The following is a 16,674-nucleotide window of genomic DNA, read 5'->3' on the forward strand; positions in this document are numbered from 1 at the left end:
GTGAAAAAAGGTCTCCGCGCGGCGATGAGTTCGGCACCGGGCCCCGGTCTATCCCCGCGTAACGACCCACCGAACCCGCGGGGAGAGACTTCGCATGTACCAGCAGATGATCTTCGTGAACCTGTGCGTCGCCGACCTCGGCGCCTCCAAGAAGTTCTTCACCGAGCTCGGCTACGCGATCAACGAGCAGTTCAGCGACGACTCGACCGCCTCGGTCGTCATCAGCGACACCATCGTCGTGATGGTGCACACCAAGGAGAAGTACGCCCAGTTCACCCAGAAGGAGATCGCGGACGCGACCCGGACCAGCGAGGTGCTGATCGCGCTGAGCGCCGAGAGCCGCGCGAAGGTCGACGAACTGGTCGACAAGGCGGTCGCGGCGGGCGGTTCGGTCTCCGGCGAGACCCAGGACCACGGGTTCATGTACGGCCGGGCCTTCGACGACCCGGACGGCCACACCTTCGAGGTCGTGTGGATGGATCCGGCGGCCGTCCAGGGCTGACGGCGGCCGTCCAGGGCTGACGGCGGCCGTCCAGGGCTGACGGCGGCCGTCCAGGGCTGACCGGGGCTGTGCCAGCATGGGCAGGGTGCAGACGATGCCCGCCCATGCGGCCCACCACGACGACCGTGAGATAGAGACCCTCGAGGAGTTCGACGCGACCGTCTCGGCGCGCGGCACCCTCGCGGGACACCGCGTGCAGGCCGTGGACCTGACGGACCGTACGCGCGAACTGCTCGGCACGGACACGACGGGGGCCGTGTTCCTCGGCTGCGCGATGCGCGAGGACGCCGCGGCGAAGGTCCGCGCGGACGGCGCCCTGGTCTTCCCGCCGGTCCCGGGCCTGCCCTTCGACCCCTACCGCGGCCTGCTGTACTCGCCGGAGGAACTGTTCGCGTCCCTGGCCGACGGCTACGAGGCCACGCCCGACGCCCTCGCCTACGCCTGGTTCCAGCGGACGAGGGCCGACCGGGACATCCACGCCTCGATGCTGCGCGCCGTCCACGACGACTCCGTCTCGGACGCGCTCGACGAACTCCTCACCGGCGCCCGGGTGGTGGGCGTGATGGGCGGCCACGCGATGGCCCGCGGCACCGAGAGGTACGCGGGCGCCGCGCGGCTCGGCCGGGAGCTGGCCCGGGCCGGGTTCACCGTCGCCACCGGCGGCGGCCCCGGCGCCATGGAGGCGGCCAACCTCGGTGCGTACGCCGCCCCGTTCGACGACGGCATGCTCACCGAGTCGCTCGAACTCCTCGGCAAGGAACCGCACTTCACTCCGTCGATCACCCGATGGGCGACGGCCGCCTTCGAGGTCCGCTCCCGCCACCCGCGCGGCGGCCGCTCCGTCGGCATCCCGACGTGGTTCTACGGCCATGAACCGCCGAACGCGTTCGCCTCCCACATCGCCAAGTACTTCGCCAATGCCACCCGGGAGGACGGGCTGCTGGCCCGCTCGAACGCGGGCGTGGTGTTCCTGCCCGGCGCCGCCGGGACCCTTCAGGAGATCTTCGACAACGCGACGCCCAACTACTACGAGTCGCGCGGCGAGCCCACGCCCATGGTGCTCGTCGACCGGGACCACTGGACGCGGAGGCTGCCCGCCTGGCCCCTGCTGCGCACGCTGGCCGAGGGCCGCTCGATGGAGTCGCGGATCGCTCTGGTGGAGCGGATCGAGGAGGCACCCGAGGCGTTGAAACGTCTGGGCGGTTAATAAGAAGGCAAAGCCGGTCCCCGCACGTGGCATATGCGTTGACACTGCTGATGAGCCGCTTATAGACCTGTGAGCCTCCCGGTGGTGCTGATGCTCAGTCAACACCGCCCACCACCCCCCTCTTTACGCACCCTGTAAAGGACAAACGTGGCAGTTCTGTCCGTATCCCGCCGTACGTCCCCGCGCCGCGCACGCACCGTGCGTGTCCTCGGTGTCGTCTCGGCCTCCGCCACGCTCGCGTTCGGCGCCGCCGGCAACGCGCTGGCCTGCAACATCAACGAGTTCTCGGCCGAGGCCAAGTGCGACGGTGACAAGGGCGTCATCGCCGTCACCGACGTCGACCCCGCCGGCATACCGGCCACGGTCACCGTGTACCTGCAGAACAACGGCGCCGACGCGAAGAAGGTCGGCGAGCAGGTGGTCAAGGGCACCCGCAAGGGCACCACGATCACCTTCGCCGAGGAGTGGAAGCCGAACGCCGAGTACCGCATCCACGTCAAGGCGGCTTCCTACGTCGACGAGGACATCGAGCCCAACCTCGTGACCCCGGCCACCGCCTGCAAGAAGGAGGAGGAGAAGCCCCCGGCGACCACGCCGGCCACGGCCACTCCGAGCCCGTCGGCCCCGTCGGCCTCCCCCTCGAAGCCGGCCGAGGAGTCCGAGGCTCCGGCTCCGAACCCCTCGGAGAGCGACAGCCCCGTGCCCGCGGGCAACGCGCCCGCCCCGGCCGGTGAGTCCAACCTCGCCGAGACCGGCGCCGACTCCCACACCGGCCTCATCGCCGGCATCGCGGCGGCCCTGGTCGTCGTGGGTGGTGGCGCGGTGTTCCTCGGCATGCGCCGCCGGGCCAAGAGCGACAGCTGACGCCCGCAGACCGCGACGCCGTGGCCCGTCCCCGACCGGGGGCGGGCCACGGCCCGTTCAGCGGAAGCTCGCCCGCTCCAGCCAGAACTCCAGCAGCGCCCGGTCGCCGAGCACCTCCACCTCCGGTGTGTCGAGCGGAAGCCGGCGGTAGAAGGCCAGCAGCACGGAGGTGAGGGGCCCGCGCAGGGCGACCGTGGCCTTCGCGTGGCCCCGACGCCAGCGGACGCCGTCCCCGGCGAGTTCGATCAGCCACTCGGCGTTCAGCTCCGGCCCGGTGTCGGTGGCGTGCAGATGGATGCTCCGGCCTCCGCCGCGCAGGTCGGCCACCTGGTCGTCCGGCTGCGTCCGCTGAGCGTGGCGCAGGATCTCCAGCCACTCGTCGATCGCGTCGGCCGCCACGTCGGGGGCGACCTCGTAGGGCAGCCCGGCCGCGAGGGCCGCGTCCGCCCGGTGCACCGTGATCTCGTGGGTCATGCGACGGGCCCAGAACCCCGAGGTGAGGATCCCCGCCCAGCCCCAGACCTTGGCGTCGGGCCCGGCCTCGCGCAGGGTGGCGACGAGCCGCTCCCCGGATTCCGCCAGCCAGGCGTCCAGCGCGGCGGTGTCCCCCGCCGGCCCGGGTCCGCCGCCGCCCTGCACCCGCTCCTCGGGGACGTCGTCCTCGGCCCGGGTGCGCACCAGCAGCTCCGCCCAGCGCAGGGCGCCTCCGGTGTGCCGCACCAGGTCCTCCAGCGACCAGTCGGGACAGGTCGGCACGGCGGCGGACAGGTCGGTACCGGAGGTCACCACCGACCTCAACAGGCCCACCTGACAGGCGATTTCGTCGCAGTAGCGCTCGTGCGGAAGTGGCGTCATGCCCACGACCCTAGGCGCCGGCGTTCAGTCGAGCACCACGATTTCCGCCCCGTCGAACTCCACCCCGACCCGCTCCCCCACGGCGGGCGCCGCCCGCAGCGCGCACGCCGCCTCCAGACGCGGGGCGTCCTCGGGCTGGAGGTGGACGGCGACATGGGTCCCCCGGAAGGTACGGGCGGCCACCGTGCAGGGCAGGCCCTGGCCGGCGGGCACCAGCCGCACACCGGCGGGCCGCACCAGCAGCGTCCGGCTGCCCTGCGGTGCGTCCGGCGGCACCGGCACCTTGCCCCACGGCGTGTCGGCGGCCTCGGCGCCGACGGTGGCCGCGACGACGTTCTCGAAGCCCAGGAAGCGGGCCACGAACGCGTCGGCCGGCCGCTGCCACACCTCCAGCGGCGTACCGGACTGGGCGATCCGCCCGTCCCGCATCACCACGACCCGGTCGGCCAGCGCGAAGGCCTCCCCCTGGTCGTGCGTCACGGCGAGCACGGTCGTGCCCAACCGGCCGAACAGCTCCCTCAGTTCGACGACGAGCCGCTCGCGGAGCGACCGGTCGAGCTGCCCCAGCGGCTCGTCCAGCATCAGCAGCCGGGGGTTGGGCGCCAGCGCCCGGGCCAGGGCCACCCGCTGCTGCTCCCCGCCGGACAGCGCGGCAACGGACCGCCGGGCCGCGCCCGGCAGACCGACGAGGTCGAGCAACTCCCTTACCCGCTCGGCCTGCTGCGCCTTCGACACACCGTGCATCCGCAGACCGAACGCCACGTTCCCACCGACGTCCCGCTGCGGGAACAGCTGGTGGTCCTGGAACATCAGCCCGACGCCCCGCCGGTGCGCCGGCACCCCCGCCTGGTCCCGCCCGTCGAGCAGGATCCGCCCGGCGTCCAGCGGCTGCAACCCGGCGACCGCCCTCAGCAGCGTCGACTTGCCGCTGCCGCTGGGCCCGAGCACGCACACGACCTCGTGCTCGGCGACCCCCAGGCCGACCGCGTCCAGCACGGCCCGCCCGCCGAAACGGACCGTCGCCTCGTGCAGAGCCAGCAGCATCAGAACTCCCCGGTCCGATCGGTGCGCAGCCTCTCCAGCACCAGCAGGGCCACGGCGCACACCACCATCAGAATCGTCGAAAGGGCCATCGCCTGGCCGTAGTTGAGGTCACCGGGCCGTCCCAGCAGTCGCGCCACCGCCACCGGCAGGGTCGGGTTGTCGGGCCGCGCGATGAAGACCGTCGCCCCGAACTCCCCGAGGGAGACGGCGAAGGCGAAGCCGGCCGCGATCAGCAGGGCCCGCCGCACGATGGGCAGGTCCACCTCCCGCCACACCCGCCACGGCGAGGCCCCCAGCACCGAGGCCGCCTCCCGCAGCCGCACGTCCACCGCCCGCAGCACCGGCAGCATGGTGCGCACCACGAACGGCACCCCGACCAGCGCCTGCGCGAGCGGCACCAGGATCCACGAGGACCGCAGGTCCAGCGGCGGCTCGTCGAGGGAGATCAGGAACCCGAAGCCGACGGTCACCGCGGACACCCCGAGCGGCAGCATCAGCAGCGCGTCGAAGCCGCGCACGAACCGCCCGGCGTCCCGGCGGGTCAGCGCGCCGGCGGCCAGCGAACCGACCAGCACGGCGATGGCGGTGGCGGCGACGGCGTAGGACAGCGAGTTGCCGACCGCCTCGATCGGCGGGACCAGGAACATGCCGCCGTCCTGGCGGGTCAGCGCCCGGTAGTAGCCGAACCCGGGGGTGCCGAGGGAGCGCTGCACCAGCACGGCCAGCGGCAGCACGATCAGTACGGCGACGGTGGCCAGCGCCCCGGCCAGCAGCGACCACTGCCCGGCCCCGCGCGGGCGGCGCGCGGTCACCGCCGCGTCCACGAGCCGCAGGGCCGTCTCCCGCCGCCGCACCGTCCAGGCGTGCAGGGCGAGGACCGCGCCCACCGCGGCGAACTGGATCAGGGTGAGCACGGCCGCCGTGGACAGGTCGAAGATCTCGGACGTCTGCCGGTAGATCTCCACCTCCAGGGTGGAGAAGGTGGGCCCGCCGAGGATCTGGACGACACCGAAGGAGGTGAAGGTGAACAGGAAGACCATCAACGCGGCGGCGGCCACCGCCGGGGCGAGGGCGGGCAGGGTCACCTTCCGCCAGGCGGTCGCCGGGGAGGCGCCGAGCATCCGCGCGGCCTCCTCCTGCCGCGGGTCGAGCTGCGCCCAGAGCCCGCCCACCGTCCGCACGACGACGGCGTAGTTGAAGAAGACGTGGGCGAGCAGGATCGCCCACACCGTGGTGTCCAGCCGCACGCCCCACAGCTCGTCGAGCAGCCCGCCGCGCCCGGCCAGCGCCAGGAACGCCGTCCCGACGACGACCGTCGGCAGCACGAACGGCACGGTCACCACCGCCCGCAGCACCTGCTTGCCCGGGAAGTCGAAGCGCGCGAAGACGTACGCGCCGGGGAGCGCGATCAGCAGCGTGAGCGCGGTGGAGACGAGCGCCTGCCAGGTGGTGAACCACAGCACGTGCCGCACGTCGGACTGCCCGAGCACCTCCCCGATCCGCGCCGGGTGCCAGGCCCCGCCGGTCTTCAGACCGCGCGCGACGATCGCGGCGACGGGGTAGGCGAAGAAGACCGCGAAGAACGCGACGGGCACGGCCAGCAGACCGAACCGTGCCGCCGCGCCCCGCCTGCGGGCGGCTACTTCAGTACGAGCGAGGTCCACGACTTGACCCACTGGTCACGGTGGTCGGCGATCTTCGCCGGGTCCATGGTCTGCGGGTCCTTCGCCTGCGGCCCGTACTTCTCGAACTCCGGCGGCACCTGGGCGTCCTCGCGCACCGGGTGGACGAACATGTTGAGCGGCATGTCCTCCTGGAACCGCTTGCCGACGAGGAAGTCGAGGAACGCCTTGCCGCCCTCGGCGTTCCGCGCGTTGCCGAGCAGGCCCGCGTACTCGACCTGCCGGAAGCAGGTGCCCTCGGCGACGCCGGTCGGGGCGGTGTCCGGCTTCGGGTCGGCGAAGACGACCTCGGCGGGCGGGGAGGAGGCGTAGGAGACGACGAGCGGCCGGTCGCCCTTGGCCTTCCGGCCGCCGGCCGAGCCGGAGAACTCCTCGTTGTAGGCCTGCTCCCAGCCGTCGACGACCTTCACGCCGTTGGCCTTGAGCTTCTTCCAGTAGCCCTCCCAGCCCCGGTCGCCGTACTTCGCGGCGGTGCCGAGCAGGAAGCCGAGGCCGGGCGAGGACGACGAGGCGTTCTCGGTGACCAGCAGGTCCTTGTACCGGGGGTCGGCCAGGTCGTCGAGGGTCCGCGGCGGCCGGAGGTCGTGCTCGGCGAAGTACTTCTTGTCGTAGTTGACGCAGACGTCGCCGGTGTCGACGGGGGTGACCCGGTGCTCGTCCCGGTCGACGCGGTACTCGGGAGCGATGCGGTCCGAGCCCTTCGGTTCGTACGGCTGGAACAGGCCGTTGTCGAGGGCGCGGGAGAGCAGGGTGTTGTCGACGCCGAAGAAGACGTCGCCCTGCGGGTTGTCCTTGGTGAGGATGGCCTTGTTGACGGCCTGCCCGGCGTCGCCGTCCTTCAGGACCCTGACCCGGTAGCCGGACTGCTTCTCGAAGGCCGCGAGGACGTCCTTGGAGGCGGCCCACGAGTCGTGGCTGACGAGCGTGACGGTCCTGGAGTCGCCCGACCCCTGACCCCCGTCCGAGGACCCGCACGCCACGAGCGTGCCGGCCAGGCCGAGCCCGACGACCGCGGCCGTCAGGCGCTTCGCGTTGATGCTCACTTCATTCCTCCTGGAGTGACCAGGAGAAGACGCGGCCCTGCCCGGGACTTCCGTGGTCCCGGGCAGGGCGCAACAGCTCGAGTGGTGACCGATCTCCCTACCCAGAATGACCTGGGCCAGGTTCGGAGGGTCTGCGGCCGTGCCGCACTCTCAGCGCTGTGGCGCTCCCCTGTCGGAATATGCAGATGTGGATACGGCGATCAGACTACCGTTCGGTGGCCGCGAGCTGACCACACGCCCCGTCGATCTCCTGACCCCGGGTGTCCCGGATCGTCACCGGCACACCGTGGGCGGCGATGGCCTCCACGAACGCCTTCTCGTCCTCGGGCCGGGAGGCGGTCCACTTGGAGCCCGGCGTGGGGTTCAGCGGGATCAGGTTGACGTGCACCGGCTTGCCCCGAAGGAGCCGGCCGAGCCGGTCACCACGCCAGGCCTGGTCGTTGATGTCCCGGATCAGCGCGTACTCGATGGACAGCCGCCGCCCGGACCTGGCGCTGTACTCGAACCCGGCGTCCAGCACCTCGCGCACCTTCCACCGGGTGTTGACCGGCACCAGCGTGTCGCGCAGCTCGTCGTCCGGGGCGTGCAGGGAGATCGCCAGCCGGCACTTGAAGCCCTCGTCGGCGAAGCGGTGGATGGCCGGGACGAGGCCGACGGTGGAGACGGTGATGCCGCGCTGCGACAGCCCGAGCCCGTCCGGCTCGGGGTCGGTGAGGCGGCGGATGGCGCCGACGACCCGGTTGTAGTTCGCGAGCGGCTCGCCCATGCCCATGAACACGATGTTGCTGAGCCGGGCGGGACCGCCGGGGACCTCCCCGTCCCGCAGGGCGCGCATGCCGTCGACGATCTGGTGCACGATCTCGGCGGTGGACAGGTTCCGGTCGAGACCGGCCTGCCCGGTCGCGCAGAACGGGCAGTTCATCCCGCACCCGGCCTGGGAGCTGATGCACATGGTCACCCGGTCCGGGTAGCGCATCAGCACGGACTCGACGAGCGTCCCGTCGAACAGCCGCCACAGGGTCTTGCGGGTGGTGCCCTCGTCGGTGGACAGGTGCCGCACGACGGTCATCAGCTCGGGCAGCAGCGCCTCCCGCAGCCGGTCACGGCTGCCGGCGGGGATGTCGGTCCACTGCTCCGGGTCGTGCGCGTACCGCGCGAAGTAGTGCTGCGACAGCTGCTTGGCACGGAACGGCTTCTCCCCGACCGCGGCGACGGCCTCCTTGCGCTCGGCAGGAGTGAGATCGGCGAGATGCCGCGGCGGCTTCTTGGCTCCGCGGGGGGCGACGAAAGTGAGTTCTCCGGGTGCAGGCATAACTCCCCCAGTGTCGCAGATCGATTCCCGTTGCCGGGCCCGAGCGGGCTGGGGGCACTCATCCGCAGGTGGCGACCGCCGGTGGCGGCCGGCCCGGGCGGTCCGGACGGCCCGGGCGGCCCGGTGACGGCCCAGGGCCGGGCACGGGCGTCCCCGGCCCCGCCCGGCGAGCGGTCACGGCGGTGCCGGGGCCGTGGGACGTCTCACGCCCCGGGCCGCTCCAGCCGGTCCTTGAGCAGCCGTTCGTTGCGCGGGAGTTCCTTGCGGGCCTGGGCGCGGACGACGAGCGGGACCAGGACCTTGCCCATGCCGTGGCCCTCGAAGTCGACGTCGATCGTGACGTGGGAGCGGCGCCCCTCGTCGAGCGGCTCGACCTCGCCGTGCACGCGGGCCCGGACCGGGCCGTCCACCGTGCGCATGCCCCAGCTGTGCGGAGGGTCGTACTCGGTGACCTCCATGGTCATCGGCACGATCCGGTCGCGGCCGACGTGCCGCCTGACCCGGACCCGGGTCCCCACCCCCACCGGCCCCTCGTCCAGCCACTCGGCGGACACGGCGCTCAGCTGCCACTCCGGCATGCGCGGGGCGTCCGTGACGTAGGCGTACACCTCCTCGGGACGGCGGTCCACGTCGATGCTCTCTCGGATGACGGCCATGGCGGCCTCCTTCGGGAGGTACAGGTGCATCGTCCCACCTCGGGTCCGCGAAGTCGCCCGGAACGGCGGTGGGCCCCCGCCCTGCCGGACGGAGGCCCACCGAGTCGTACCGCTCGCCTCAGCCGGAACCCACGAAGAGCACCAGCAGCAGCCACACCACCGGAGCGGTCGGCAGCAGCGAGTCGAGCCGGTCCATGATGCCGCCGTGCCCCGGCAGCAGCGTGCCCATGTCCTTGATGCCGAGGTCCCGCTTGATCATGGACTCACCGAGGTCGCCCAGCGTGGCGCTGACGGCGACCGCGAGGCCGAGGACCAGTCCCTGCCACCACGCCCCGTCGTCGATGAGGAACTGCAGGCACAGCGCGCCCGCCACCATGGCGAAGGAGACCGCGCCGAGCAGACCCTCGCGGGTCTTGCCGGGGCTGATGCGCGGCGCGAGCTTGTGCCGGCCGAACCGCCAGCCGACGGCGTAGGCGCCCGTGTCGCTGACGACGGTGAGCAGCAGGAAGGTGAGCACCCGCTGCGGACCGTCGTCCGCGGTGAGCATCATCGTCACGAACGTCGCCAGGAACGGCACGTAGAACGCCGCGAAGACACCGGCTGTGACGTCCCGGAGGTAGTTCTCCGGCGGTTCCGTCATGCGCCAGACCAGTACCGCCAGCGCCGTGAGCGCCATGGCGACCCAGGCACCCTCGGCGCCCCGGACGTACCCGGCGACGACCATCGCGGCCCCGCCGAGCGCGAGCGGCACGAGGGGTGCCCGGATGCCCTTGCGTTCGTCGAGGCGCTTGGTCAGCTCCCACAGGCCCACCACGACGGCGACCGCGACGACGCCGACGAAGACGGCCTTCACGATGAACAGCGACGCGACGATCACCGCTCCGAGACCGACCCCGACCCCTATCGCGGCACTCAGGTCGCGACCCGCGCTCTTCTTCTGCGGCTTGGGGGCCGGCTGCGAGGCGTCGGGCATGGGCTCCGGATGGGTCTCGTCGCGGACCGGGAGGCCGCTCGGCCGAGCGATCCCCCGGTCGTCGTCCTGGTTTCCGCCGGATTCGGTCACGCCGGGAACGATGGGCATGGGGCGAGTCTGAGGCGCTTCATACGCATCGTATGCGGGACCCGCCGGAGCGGCCCCCGGGGCGTGTCCGTGGCCGGGACCGTAGGCGTACCCATGACCGGGGCCCTGCACGGGCCCGTGGCCCTGGCCCCGGTCGGTGGGTCCCCAGTACCCGGCCTGTGGCGGCGCCCCCCAGGAAGAGTCGTTCATCAGACCTCGAGCAGCTCCGCTTCCTTGTGCTTCAGGAGCTCGTCCACCTGCGCGACGTACTTCGCGGTGGTGTCGTCGAGCTCCTTCTCCGCACGGCGGCCCTCGTCCTCGCCGACCTCGCCGTCCTTGATCAGCTTGTCGATGGCTTCCTTCGCCTTGCGGCGCACGGAGCGGATCGAGATCTTCGCGTCCTCGCCCTTGCCCTTGGCGACCTTGATGTACTCGCGGCGGCGCTCCTCGGTCAGCTCGGGGAACACCACACGGATGATGTTGCCGTCGTTGCTCGGGTTGACGCCGAGGTCGGAGTCGCGGATCGCCTGCTCGATGTTGCGCAGCGCGCTCTTGTCGAACGGGGTCACCACGGCCATGCGCGGCTCCGGCACCGAGAACGAGGCCAGCTGGTTGATCGGGGTCGGCGCGCCGTAGTAGTCGGCCACGATCTTGTTGAACATCGCCGGGTGCGCACGGCCGGTGCGGATCGCGGCGAAGTCCTCCTTGGCGACCACGACGGCCTTCTCCATCTTCTCCTCGGCCTCGAGGAGGGTCTCTTCGATCACCACTTGCTCCTGCGTGTGAGTAGGCCCGGCTGCGTTTCCTCAGGGGCGGCGGCCGGCTGCGTCGCGTCTTCTTCTGCACGGTTCCCGACCGGCGGGACATTGTCCATCCCCCGGCCCGGCTCCGTCCCGTCCGTCCCCCGGACGGGGTTGTTCTCGGGGACCTCAGTCCCGGCTGCCGGCGTCCCCCACCAGCGTGCCGATCTTCTCACCCTTGACGGCCCGCGCGATGTTGCCCTCCGCGAGCAGCTCGAAGACCACGATCGGGAGCCTGTTGTCGCGGCACAGCGTCACGGCCGTGGCGTCGGCGACCTTGAGGTCGCGGGTGATGACCTCGCCGTACCCGAGGTGGTCGAACTTCACCGCGTCCGGGTTGGTCTTCGGGTCGGAGTCGTAGACCCCGTCCACGCCGTTCTTGCCCATGAGCAGCGCCTCGGCGTCGATCTCCAGCGCGCGCTGGGCGGCGGTGGTGTCGGTGGAGAAGTACGGCATGCCCATACCGGCGCCGAAGATGACCACGCGGCCCTTCTCCAGGTGGCGCACGGCGCGCAGCGGGATGTAGGGCTCGGCGACCTGGCCCATGGTGATGGCGGTCTGCACACGGCAGTCCACGCCGACCTTCTCCAGGAAGTCCTGCAGGGCCAGGCAGTTCATGACCGTGCCGAGCATGCCCATGTAGTCGGAGCGCGCCCGGTCCATGCCGCGCTGCTGGAGTTCGGCGCCGCGGAAGAAGTTGCCGCCGCCGATGACGACGGCGATCTGCGCTCCGTCGCGCACGACGGCCGCGATCTCGCGGGCGATCTTGTGCACCACGTCGGGGTCGACGCCCAGGCCCCCGCCGCCGGAGAAGGCCTCTCCGGACAGCTTCAGCAGGAACCGGCCGGGTACTTTGCCGTCGTCGCTCTTCTGGGCCTTGGTCGTCATGGGGGATCCCGCCTCTTTCACGTGGTGCACATGCGAAGAAGGCCATTGCCGGTGGGGCGTGATTCGCATCCCATACGGCAATGGCCTCCTCGTCAGATCTGCTGTCGTCCGCCACTCATGTGACGGCGTACGCGGACGACTGCTCCGACCCTATCGGGGCCGGGCGCCGATCGCGGTACGGACTCAGATGCCGACCTTGATGCGCGTGAAGCGCTTCAGGGTGACACCGGCCTCGTCCAGGACCTTCTGGACGGACTTCTTGTTGTCGAGCGCGTACGGCTGGCCGAGCAGCGTGGCGTCCTTGAAGAAGCCGTTGAGACGGCCCTCGACGATCTTCGGCAGCGCGGCCTCGGGCTTGCCCTCGGCGCGGGTGGTCTCCTCGGCGACGCGGCGCTCGGACTCGACGACCTCGGCCGGCACGTCCTCCTTGGAGAGGTACTTCGGCGCGAAGGCGGCGATGTGCTGCGCGACGCCCTTGGCGATCTCCGCGTTCGGCTTGTCCAGCTCGACGAGGACACCGATCTGCGGGGGCAGGTCGGGCATCGTGCGGTGCATGTAGGCCGTGACGTAGCCGTCGGCGTACTGCGCGAAGCGGTCCAGGACGATCTTCTCGCCCAGGTTGGCGTTGGCCTCGTCGACGAACGCCTGGACGGTCTTGCCGGACTCGATCTCGGAGGCGAGCAGGGCCTCGAGGTCGGCCGGGGAGGTCTTGGCGACGTGCTCGGCGATGGTCCGGGCCACGGCCTGGAACTTCTCGCCCTTGGCGACGAAGTCCGTCTCGCACTTCAGCTCGACGAGGACACCGGAGGAGTTGTCGTCGGCGATGATCGAGACGACGGCACCGTTCTCGGCGGAGCGGCCCTCGCGCTTGGCGACGCCCTTCTGGCCCTTGATGCGGAGCGCCTCGACGGCCTTCTCGACGTTGCCCTCGGCCTCGTCCAGCGCCTTCTTGCAGTCCATCATGCCGGCGCCCGTGAGCTCACGGAGCTTCTTGACGTCGGCGGCGGTGTAGTTCGCCATGAGTCTGTGAATCTCTCTCGAAGTCTGGAAGATCGAAGATCTGCGGTGCGCTCCATGGAGCAGGAGCGCGCTGTCCTACCGCTGACCTACGGGTGAACGGCGGGAGCGGACTTCACCGCGCCGGTGGGCGCTGGGTGCGGTGCCGCTCCCGCCGTCACCTCGGACTGACGGGTCAGGCCTGCTCGGCCTCGGCCGGCTTCTCGCCCTCGGCCGGCTTCTCGGCCTCGGCGGCCGGAGCAGCCTCGGTGGCCGGGGCGGCCTCGGCGGCCGGAGCAGCCTCGTCGGCCTTCTTCTCGCCCTCGAGCAGGTCGCGCTCCCACTCGGCCAGCGGCTCGCCCGCGGCCTTCTCGCCCTTGCCCTCGGTGGCGACACCGCTGCGGGCGATGAGGCCCTCGGCGACGGCGTCGGCGATGACGCGGGTGAGCAGGGTGACGGAGCGGATCGCGTCGTCGTTGCCCGGGATCTTGTAGTCGACCTCGTCGGGGTCGCAGTTGGTGTCGAGGATCGCGACGACCGGGATGTTCAGCTTCCGGGCCTCACCAACGGCGATGTGCTCCTTCTTGGTGTCCACGATCCAGACGGCGCTGGGCACCTTCTGCATCTCGCGGATACCACCGAGGGTCTTCTCCAGCTTGGCCTTCTCGCGCGAGAGCACGAGAAGCTCCTTCTTGGTCAGACCCGACGCGGCGACGTCCTCGAAGTCGATCTGCTCGAGCTCCTTGAGGCGCTGCAGACGCTTGTAGACGGTCGAGAAGTTGGTGAGCATGCCGCCCAGCCAGCGCTGGTTGACGAAGGGCATGCCGACGCGGGTGGCCTGCTCGGCGATGGCCTCCTGCGCCTGCTTCTTCGTGCCGACGAACATGACCGTGCCGCCGTGGGCGACGGTCTCCTTGACGAACTCGTAGGCGCGGTCGATGTACGACAGCGACTGGAGCAGGTCGATGATGTAGATGCCGTTGCGCTCGGTGAAGATGAAGCGCTTCATCTTCGGGTTCCAGCGACGGGTCTGGTGACCGAAGTGGACGCCGCTCTCCAGCAGCTCCCGCATCGTGACGACGGCCATGGCCGTATCTCCTTGATTTTCTCGGTTGTGCCGCGGGTGCCGGACGGCTCCCGCGCCTGACGCCCGCTGCGCGCCGTGCCACGAGGGACCGAGGGGCGCAGATACGGACCGTCTCCGGCCGTCGTATCGGGGCGTGCGAAGTCGACCCGGTGACCCGGATCGCCACCAGAAGTGTACGGGACCCGGGAGGCCCCGGGTGACGCCGATGTCCACAAGCGGACGGCGGTCCACAGGCCCGGGCGGCGACGGGGGTGTTCCGCGACGATTCTCCGCATGCGAGCGAAGCGATGTGTGCGCGTGATCACGCGGCTGGTCCTGCTGGTGGCCCTGACGGCGACGGCCCTGCTGGCCCCTCCGCCGCCCCTGTTCGCGGCGGCCACCCCCGCCGCGGACCCCGCCGAATACGCCGAGCCCGCCGAGCCCGCCGTGCCGGCCGTGCCGGCCGTGCCGGCCGTCGGCCGCGTGTGGCCCGTCGGTTCCCGCCCGCCGGTCCTGCGCGGCTGGGAACCGCCGGCGACGGTGTACGCGGCGGGCCATCGGGGCGTGGACCTGACGGCACCGACGGGCGCACCGGTACGGGCGGTGGCCGCCGGGCGGGTGTCCTTCGCGGGCGGGGTGGCGGGCAGAGGCGTGATCTCGGTGGAACTCACCGGGACGGGCGATCCCCCGCTGCGCACGACCTACGAACCGGTGACGGCGGCGGTGGAGAAGGGCGAGCAGGTGGCGGCGGGCCAGGTGATCGGCACGGTGGCGAGGACGGGGTCGCACTGCACGGCCACCTGCGTGCACTGGGGCCTGCGCCGGGGCGAGACGTACCTGGACCCGCTGTCCCTGCTCCCGCCGTGGCTCCTGCACAGAGGACCCTCCCGGCTGCTGCCGGTACCGGCGGCGCCCGGCTGACCACTCGGTGCCGGTACAGACGGTGCCCGGCTGGCCGCTCGATGCCGGTAGCGGCGGCCCGGCTGGCCGCTCGGGCCGGTAGCGGCGGCGCCCGGCTGACCGCCGGCGGCCGGTCACAGCGGCCGGTCACAGCGGCCGGCGGCCGACCGCCGGAGTGACGCCGTGCCTACCCCGCTGCCCCGATACCCCCGATGCTCCCGACGCCGGCTGGACGGCCCGGGTCGCACCGGTCCGCGCGGGGCTCAGCCCCCCACACCCCGCAGGGCCATCGACACCGCCGCGTCCGTGATCGCCTCGGGCTCCTCGGCCGCCCCCAGCTCGATCCGGCGTACGGCCGCGTCCACGACGCCCTGGACCAGCATCGCCGCGAGCCGCGGCTGCTCGTGCCCGAGCTCCCCCAGCGCCTCGACGATCATGGCGACCAGGCCCCCGTGGGCCGCGCGGATCTTCTCCCGGGCCCCGGCGTCCAGCTCGCTCGCCGAGATCGCCACCACGGCCCGGTGCCGCCGGTCGCCGACCAGCAGGAGCTGCCGGCGCACGTACGCCTCGACCTTGGCACCGGGCGTCGGGGCCTGCTCCATCGCCGCCGCCACCTCGGCCGCCCAGACCGGGAAGTCGACCTCGCACAGCTCCTCGACGACGGCGGCCCGCGACCGGAAGTACTCGTAGACGCTCGACCGCGCGAGTCCCGTGCGCTCGGCGAGGGCGGGGAAGGTCAACGCCTCCGTACCGCCCTCCGACAACAAGGAACGAGCCGCGTCCAGCAGGGCGGCTCGCTGCATCGACCGGTGCTCGGCCACGGAGGCCGCTCGAATCCTTGGCACGTCGACCACTCTACGGACGCGCCCCGCCCGACGGGAGTACCTCCTGCCCAGCCGGTGACATCAGGCCGGGTCAGCGGCCGAAGCTCGCCAGTTTCGCTCGCAGCTGGAGCACCGACTTGGTGTGGATCTGACTGACCCGGCTCTCCGTCACGCCCAGCACGTTGCCGATCTCGGCGAGGGTGAGACCCTCGTAGTAGTACAGCGTGACCACGGTCTTCTCCCGGTCGGGCAGGGTGTTGATCGCCCGGGCCAGGAACCTGCGCAGCTCCCGGTCCTCGGCGACCTCCACCGGGTCGTCGGCGGTGGTGTCCTCCAGCGTGTCCAGCACGCTCAGCCCGTCGCCGCCCTCGCCGCCGATGTGCAGCAGTTCGTCCAGCGCCACGACGTTGGCCAGGGACAGCTGGCTGAACACCGCGTGAAGGTCCTCGACGGCGATGCCCATCTCGCCGGCCACCTCACCCTCCGTCGGCGTCCGCCGCAGCCGCGCCTCGAGCGTGGCGTACGCGCGCTCCACGTTGCGCGCCTTCTGCCGCACCGAGCGGGGGATCCAGTCCAGCGCGCGCAGTTCGTCGATCATGGCGCCGCGGATACGGGTGATCGCGTACGTCTCGAACTTGATCTCCCGGTCGATGTCGAACTTCTCGATCGCGTCGATCAGCCCGAACACCCCGGACGAGACGAAGTCCGCCTGCTCCACGTTGGACGGCAGACCCACGCTGACCCGTCCGGCGACGTACTTCACCAGCGGCGAGTAGTGCAGGATCAGTTGCTCCCGCAGCCGCTCGTCCCCCGTCGCCTTGTACGACCGCCACAGCTCGTCGAGCGTCGAGGGAGCGGGCGGCCGCACGCTGCCACCGTCACGGGCGGCTGGGGGGATCGCCGCCCGGTCGGACCCGGAGGTGTGCTGGGGCATTCGTCGCCTTGTGCCGTTCTGCTGCGCAGGGGTGCTGCTGA

General features: G+C 71.6%; 17 protein-coding genes and 1 riboswitch. Of the genes, 4 read left to right on the forward strand and 13 right to left on the reverse strand.

Features of this window, described 5'->3' with window-relative positions; all coding sequences use genetic code 11:
• Window positions 1-94 precede the first annotated feature (94 nt).
• From ACH4C6_RS00410 to ACH4C6_RS00420, 3 genes are all read left to right on the forward strand, one after another.
• Entirely contained in the window at window positions 95-502 is a 408-nt protein-coding gene (locus tag ACH4C6_RS00410) for a VOC family protein (protein ID WP_398106317.1), read from the forward strand.
• An 85-nt stretch (window positions 503-587) separates the two neighbouring features.
• Window positions 588-1,709 carry an LOG family protein gene (locus ACH4C6_RS00415; RefSeq protein WP_398106319.1) on the forward strand — a complete coding sequence of 374 codons (1,122 nt, stop codon included), beginning with the start codon at window positions 588-590 and terminating at the stop codon, window positions 1,707-1,709.
• A 147-nt stretch (window positions 1,710-1,856) separates the two neighbouring features.
• On the forward strand, window positions 1,857-2,573 hold the full coding sequence (locus tag ACH4C6_RS00420) for an LAETG motif-containing sortase-dependent surface protein (protein WP_398106320.1): 717 nt from the start codon (window positions 1,857-1,859) through the stop codon (window positions 2,571-2,573).
• 57 nt (window positions 2,574-2,630) lie between these two features.
• On the opposite strand, the gene ACH4C6_RS00425 is transcribed toward ACH4C6_RS00420, so the two are convergent.
• The 11 genes from ACH4C6_RS00425 to rpsB form a co-directional block, all read right to left on the reverse strand.
• Window positions 2,631-3,428, reverse strand: a complete 798-nt coding sequence (locus ACH4C6_RS00425; protein ID WP_398106321.1) for a maleylpyruvate isomerase family mycothiol-dependent enzyme — start codon at window positions 3,426-3,428, stop codon at window positions 2,631-2,633.
• Window positions 3,429-3,452: 24 nt separating this feature from the next.
• Entirely contained in the window at window positions 3,453-4,472 is a 1,020-nt protein-coding gene (locus tag ACH4C6_RS00430; protein WP_398106322.1) for an ABC transporter ATP-binding protein, read from the reverse strand.
• Entirely contained in the window at window positions 4,472-6,136 is a 1,665-nt protein-coding gene (locus ACH4C6_RS00435) for an ABC transporter permease (protein ID WP_398106323.1), read from the reverse strand. The genes ACH4C6_RS00430 and ACH4C6_RS00435 overlap by 1 nt, the downstream gene beginning before the upstream one ends.
• Window positions 6,112-7,197, reverse strand: a complete 1,086-nt coding sequence (locus ACH4C6_RS00440) for a thiamine ABC transporter substrate binding subunit (protein ID WP_398106324.1) — start codon at window positions 7,195-7,197, stop codon at window positions 6,112-6,114. The genes ACH4C6_RS00435 and ACH4C6_RS00440 overlap by 25 nt, the downstream gene beginning before the upstream one ends.
• 76 nt (window positions 7,198-7,273) lie before the next feature.
• Window positions 7,274-7,378, reverse strand: a riboswitch (TPP riboswitch).
• A 24-nt stretch (window positions 7,379-7,402) separates the two neighbouring features.
• Window positions 7,403-8,509, reverse strand: a complete 1,107-nt coding sequence (gene rlmN, locus ACH4C6_RS00445) for a 23S rRNA (adenine(2503)-C(2))-methyltransferase RlmN (protein WP_398106325.1) — start codon at window positions 8,507-8,509, stop codon at window positions 7,403-7,405.
• 203 nt (window positions 8,510-8,712) lie between these two features.
• A complete protein-coding gene (locus ACH4C6_RS00450) occupies window positions 8,713-9,165 on the reverse strand; it encodes an SRPBCC family protein (protein ID WP_398106326.1) in 453 nt (150 codons plus the stop codon).
• Between the two features lie 118 nt (window positions 9,166-9,283).
• Window positions 9,284-10,435, reverse strand: coding sequence for a phosphatidate cytidylyltransferase (locus ACH4C6_RS00455; RefSeq protein WP_398106327.1), 1,152 nt, complete (start codon window positions 10,433-10,435; stop codon window positions 9,284-9,286).
• A complete protein-coding gene (frr, locus tag ACH4C6_RS00460) occupies window positions 10,435-10,992 on the reverse strand; it encodes a ribosome recycling factor (RefSeq protein ID WP_006136598.1) in 558 nt (185 codons plus the stop codon). Before frr ends, ACH4C6_RS00455 begins: the two co-directional genes overlap by 1 nt.
• A 162-nt stretch (window positions 10,993-11,154) precedes the next feature.
• Complete coding sequence (gene pyrH / locus ACH4C6_RS00465; RefSeq protein ID WP_398106329.1) at window positions 11,155-11,913, reverse strand: UMP kinase; 759 nt, start codon at window positions 11,911-11,913, stop codon at window positions 11,155-11,157.
• A 183-nt stretch (window positions 11,914-12,096) separates the two neighbouring features.
• Entirely contained in the window at window positions 12,097-12,933 is an 837-nt protein-coding gene (gene tsf, locus ACH4C6_RS00470; RefSeq protein WP_398106331.1) for a translation elongation factor Ts, read from the reverse strand.
• Between the two features lie 172 nt (window positions 12,934-13,105).
• Complete coding sequence (gene rpsB / locus ACH4C6_RS00475; RefSeq protein ID WP_398106332.1) at window positions 13,106-13,996, reverse strand: 30S ribosomal protein S2; 891 nt, start codon at window positions 13,994-13,996, stop codon at window positions 13,106-13,108.
• A 273-nt stretch (window positions 13,997-14,269) separates the two neighbouring features.
• On the opposite strand from rpsB, the gene ACH4C6_RS00480 reads away from it, so the two are divergent.
• Entirely contained in the window at window positions 14,270-14,896 is a 627-nt protein-coding gene (locus ACH4C6_RS00480) for a murein hydrolase activator EnvC family protein (protein WP_398106333.1), read from the forward strand.
• Window positions 14,897-15,138: 242 nt separating this feature from the next.
• On the opposite strand, the gene ACH4C6_RS00485 is transcribed toward ACH4C6_RS00480, so the two are convergent.
• Window positions 15,139-15,696, reverse strand: a complete 558-nt coding sequence (locus ACH4C6_RS00485; RefSeq protein WP_398107095.1) for a TetR/AcrR family transcriptional regulator — start codon at window positions 15,694-15,696, stop codon at window positions 15,139-15,141.
• A gap of 94 nt (window positions 15,697-15,790) precedes the next feature.
• On the reverse strand, window positions 15,791-16,633 hold the full coding sequence (gene whiG, locus ACH4C6_RS00490) for an RNA polymerase sigma factor WhiG (protein ID WP_398106334.1): 843 nt from the start codon (window positions 16,631-16,633) through the stop codon (window positions 15,791-15,793).
• Window positions 16,634-16,674 lie beyond the last annotated feature (41 nt).

The sequence above is a fragment of the Streptomyces sp. NPDC017943 genome, assembly GCF_044328425.1.
GTDB classification, from domain to species: domain Bacteria; phylum Actinomycetota; class Actinomycetes; order Streptomycetales; family Streptomycetaceae; genus Streptomyces; species Streptomyces djakartensis_A.

Bases quoted from the DNA above. Each gene is read 5' to 3' on its own strand.
- ACH4C6_RS00410 (WP_398106317.1), top strand. From the start codon at position 95: ATGTACCAGCAGATGATCTTCGTGAACCTGTGCGTCGCCGACCTCGGC.
- ACH4C6_RS00425 (WP_398106321.1), bottom strand. From the start codon at position 3,428: ATGACGCCACTTCCGCACGAGCGCTACTGCGACGAAATCGCCTGTCAG.
- ACH4C6_RS00430 (WP_398106322.1), bottom strand. From the start codon at position 4,472: ATGCTGCTGGCTCTGCACGAGGCGACGGTCCGTTTCGGCGGGCGGGCC.
- rlmN (WP_398106325.1), bottom strand. From the start codon at position 8,509: ATGCCTGCACCCGGAGAACTCACTTTCGTCGCCCCCCGCGGAGCCAAG.
- ACH4C6_RS00450 (WP_398106326.1), bottom strand. From the start codon at position 9,165: ATGGCCGTCATCCGAGAGAGCATCGACGTGGACCGCCGTCCCGAGGAG.
- ACH4C6_RS00455 (WP_398106327.1), bottom strand. From the start codon at position 10,435: ATGAACGACTCTTCCTGGGGGGCGCCGCCACAGGCCGGGTACTGGGGA.
- pyrH (WP_398106329.1), bottom strand. From the start codon at position 11,913: ATGACGACCAAGGCCCAGAAGAGCGACGACGGCAAAGTACCCGGCCGG.
- tsf (WP_398106331.1), bottom strand. From the start codon at position 12,933: ATGGCGAACTACACCGCCGCCGACGTCAAGAAGCTCCGTGAGCTCACG.
- rpsB (WP_398106332.1), bottom strand. From the start codon at position 13,996: ATGGCCGTCGTCACGATGCGGGAGCTGCTGGAGAGCGGCGTCCACTTC.
- ACH4C6_RS00480 (WP_398106333.1), top strand. From the start codon at position 14,270: ATGCGAGCGAAGCGATGTGTGCGCGTGATCACGCGGCTGGTCCTGCTG.
- whiG (WP_398106334.1), bottom strand. From the start codon at position 16,633: ATGCCCCAGCACACCTCCGGGTCCGACCGGGCGGCGATCCCCCCAGCC.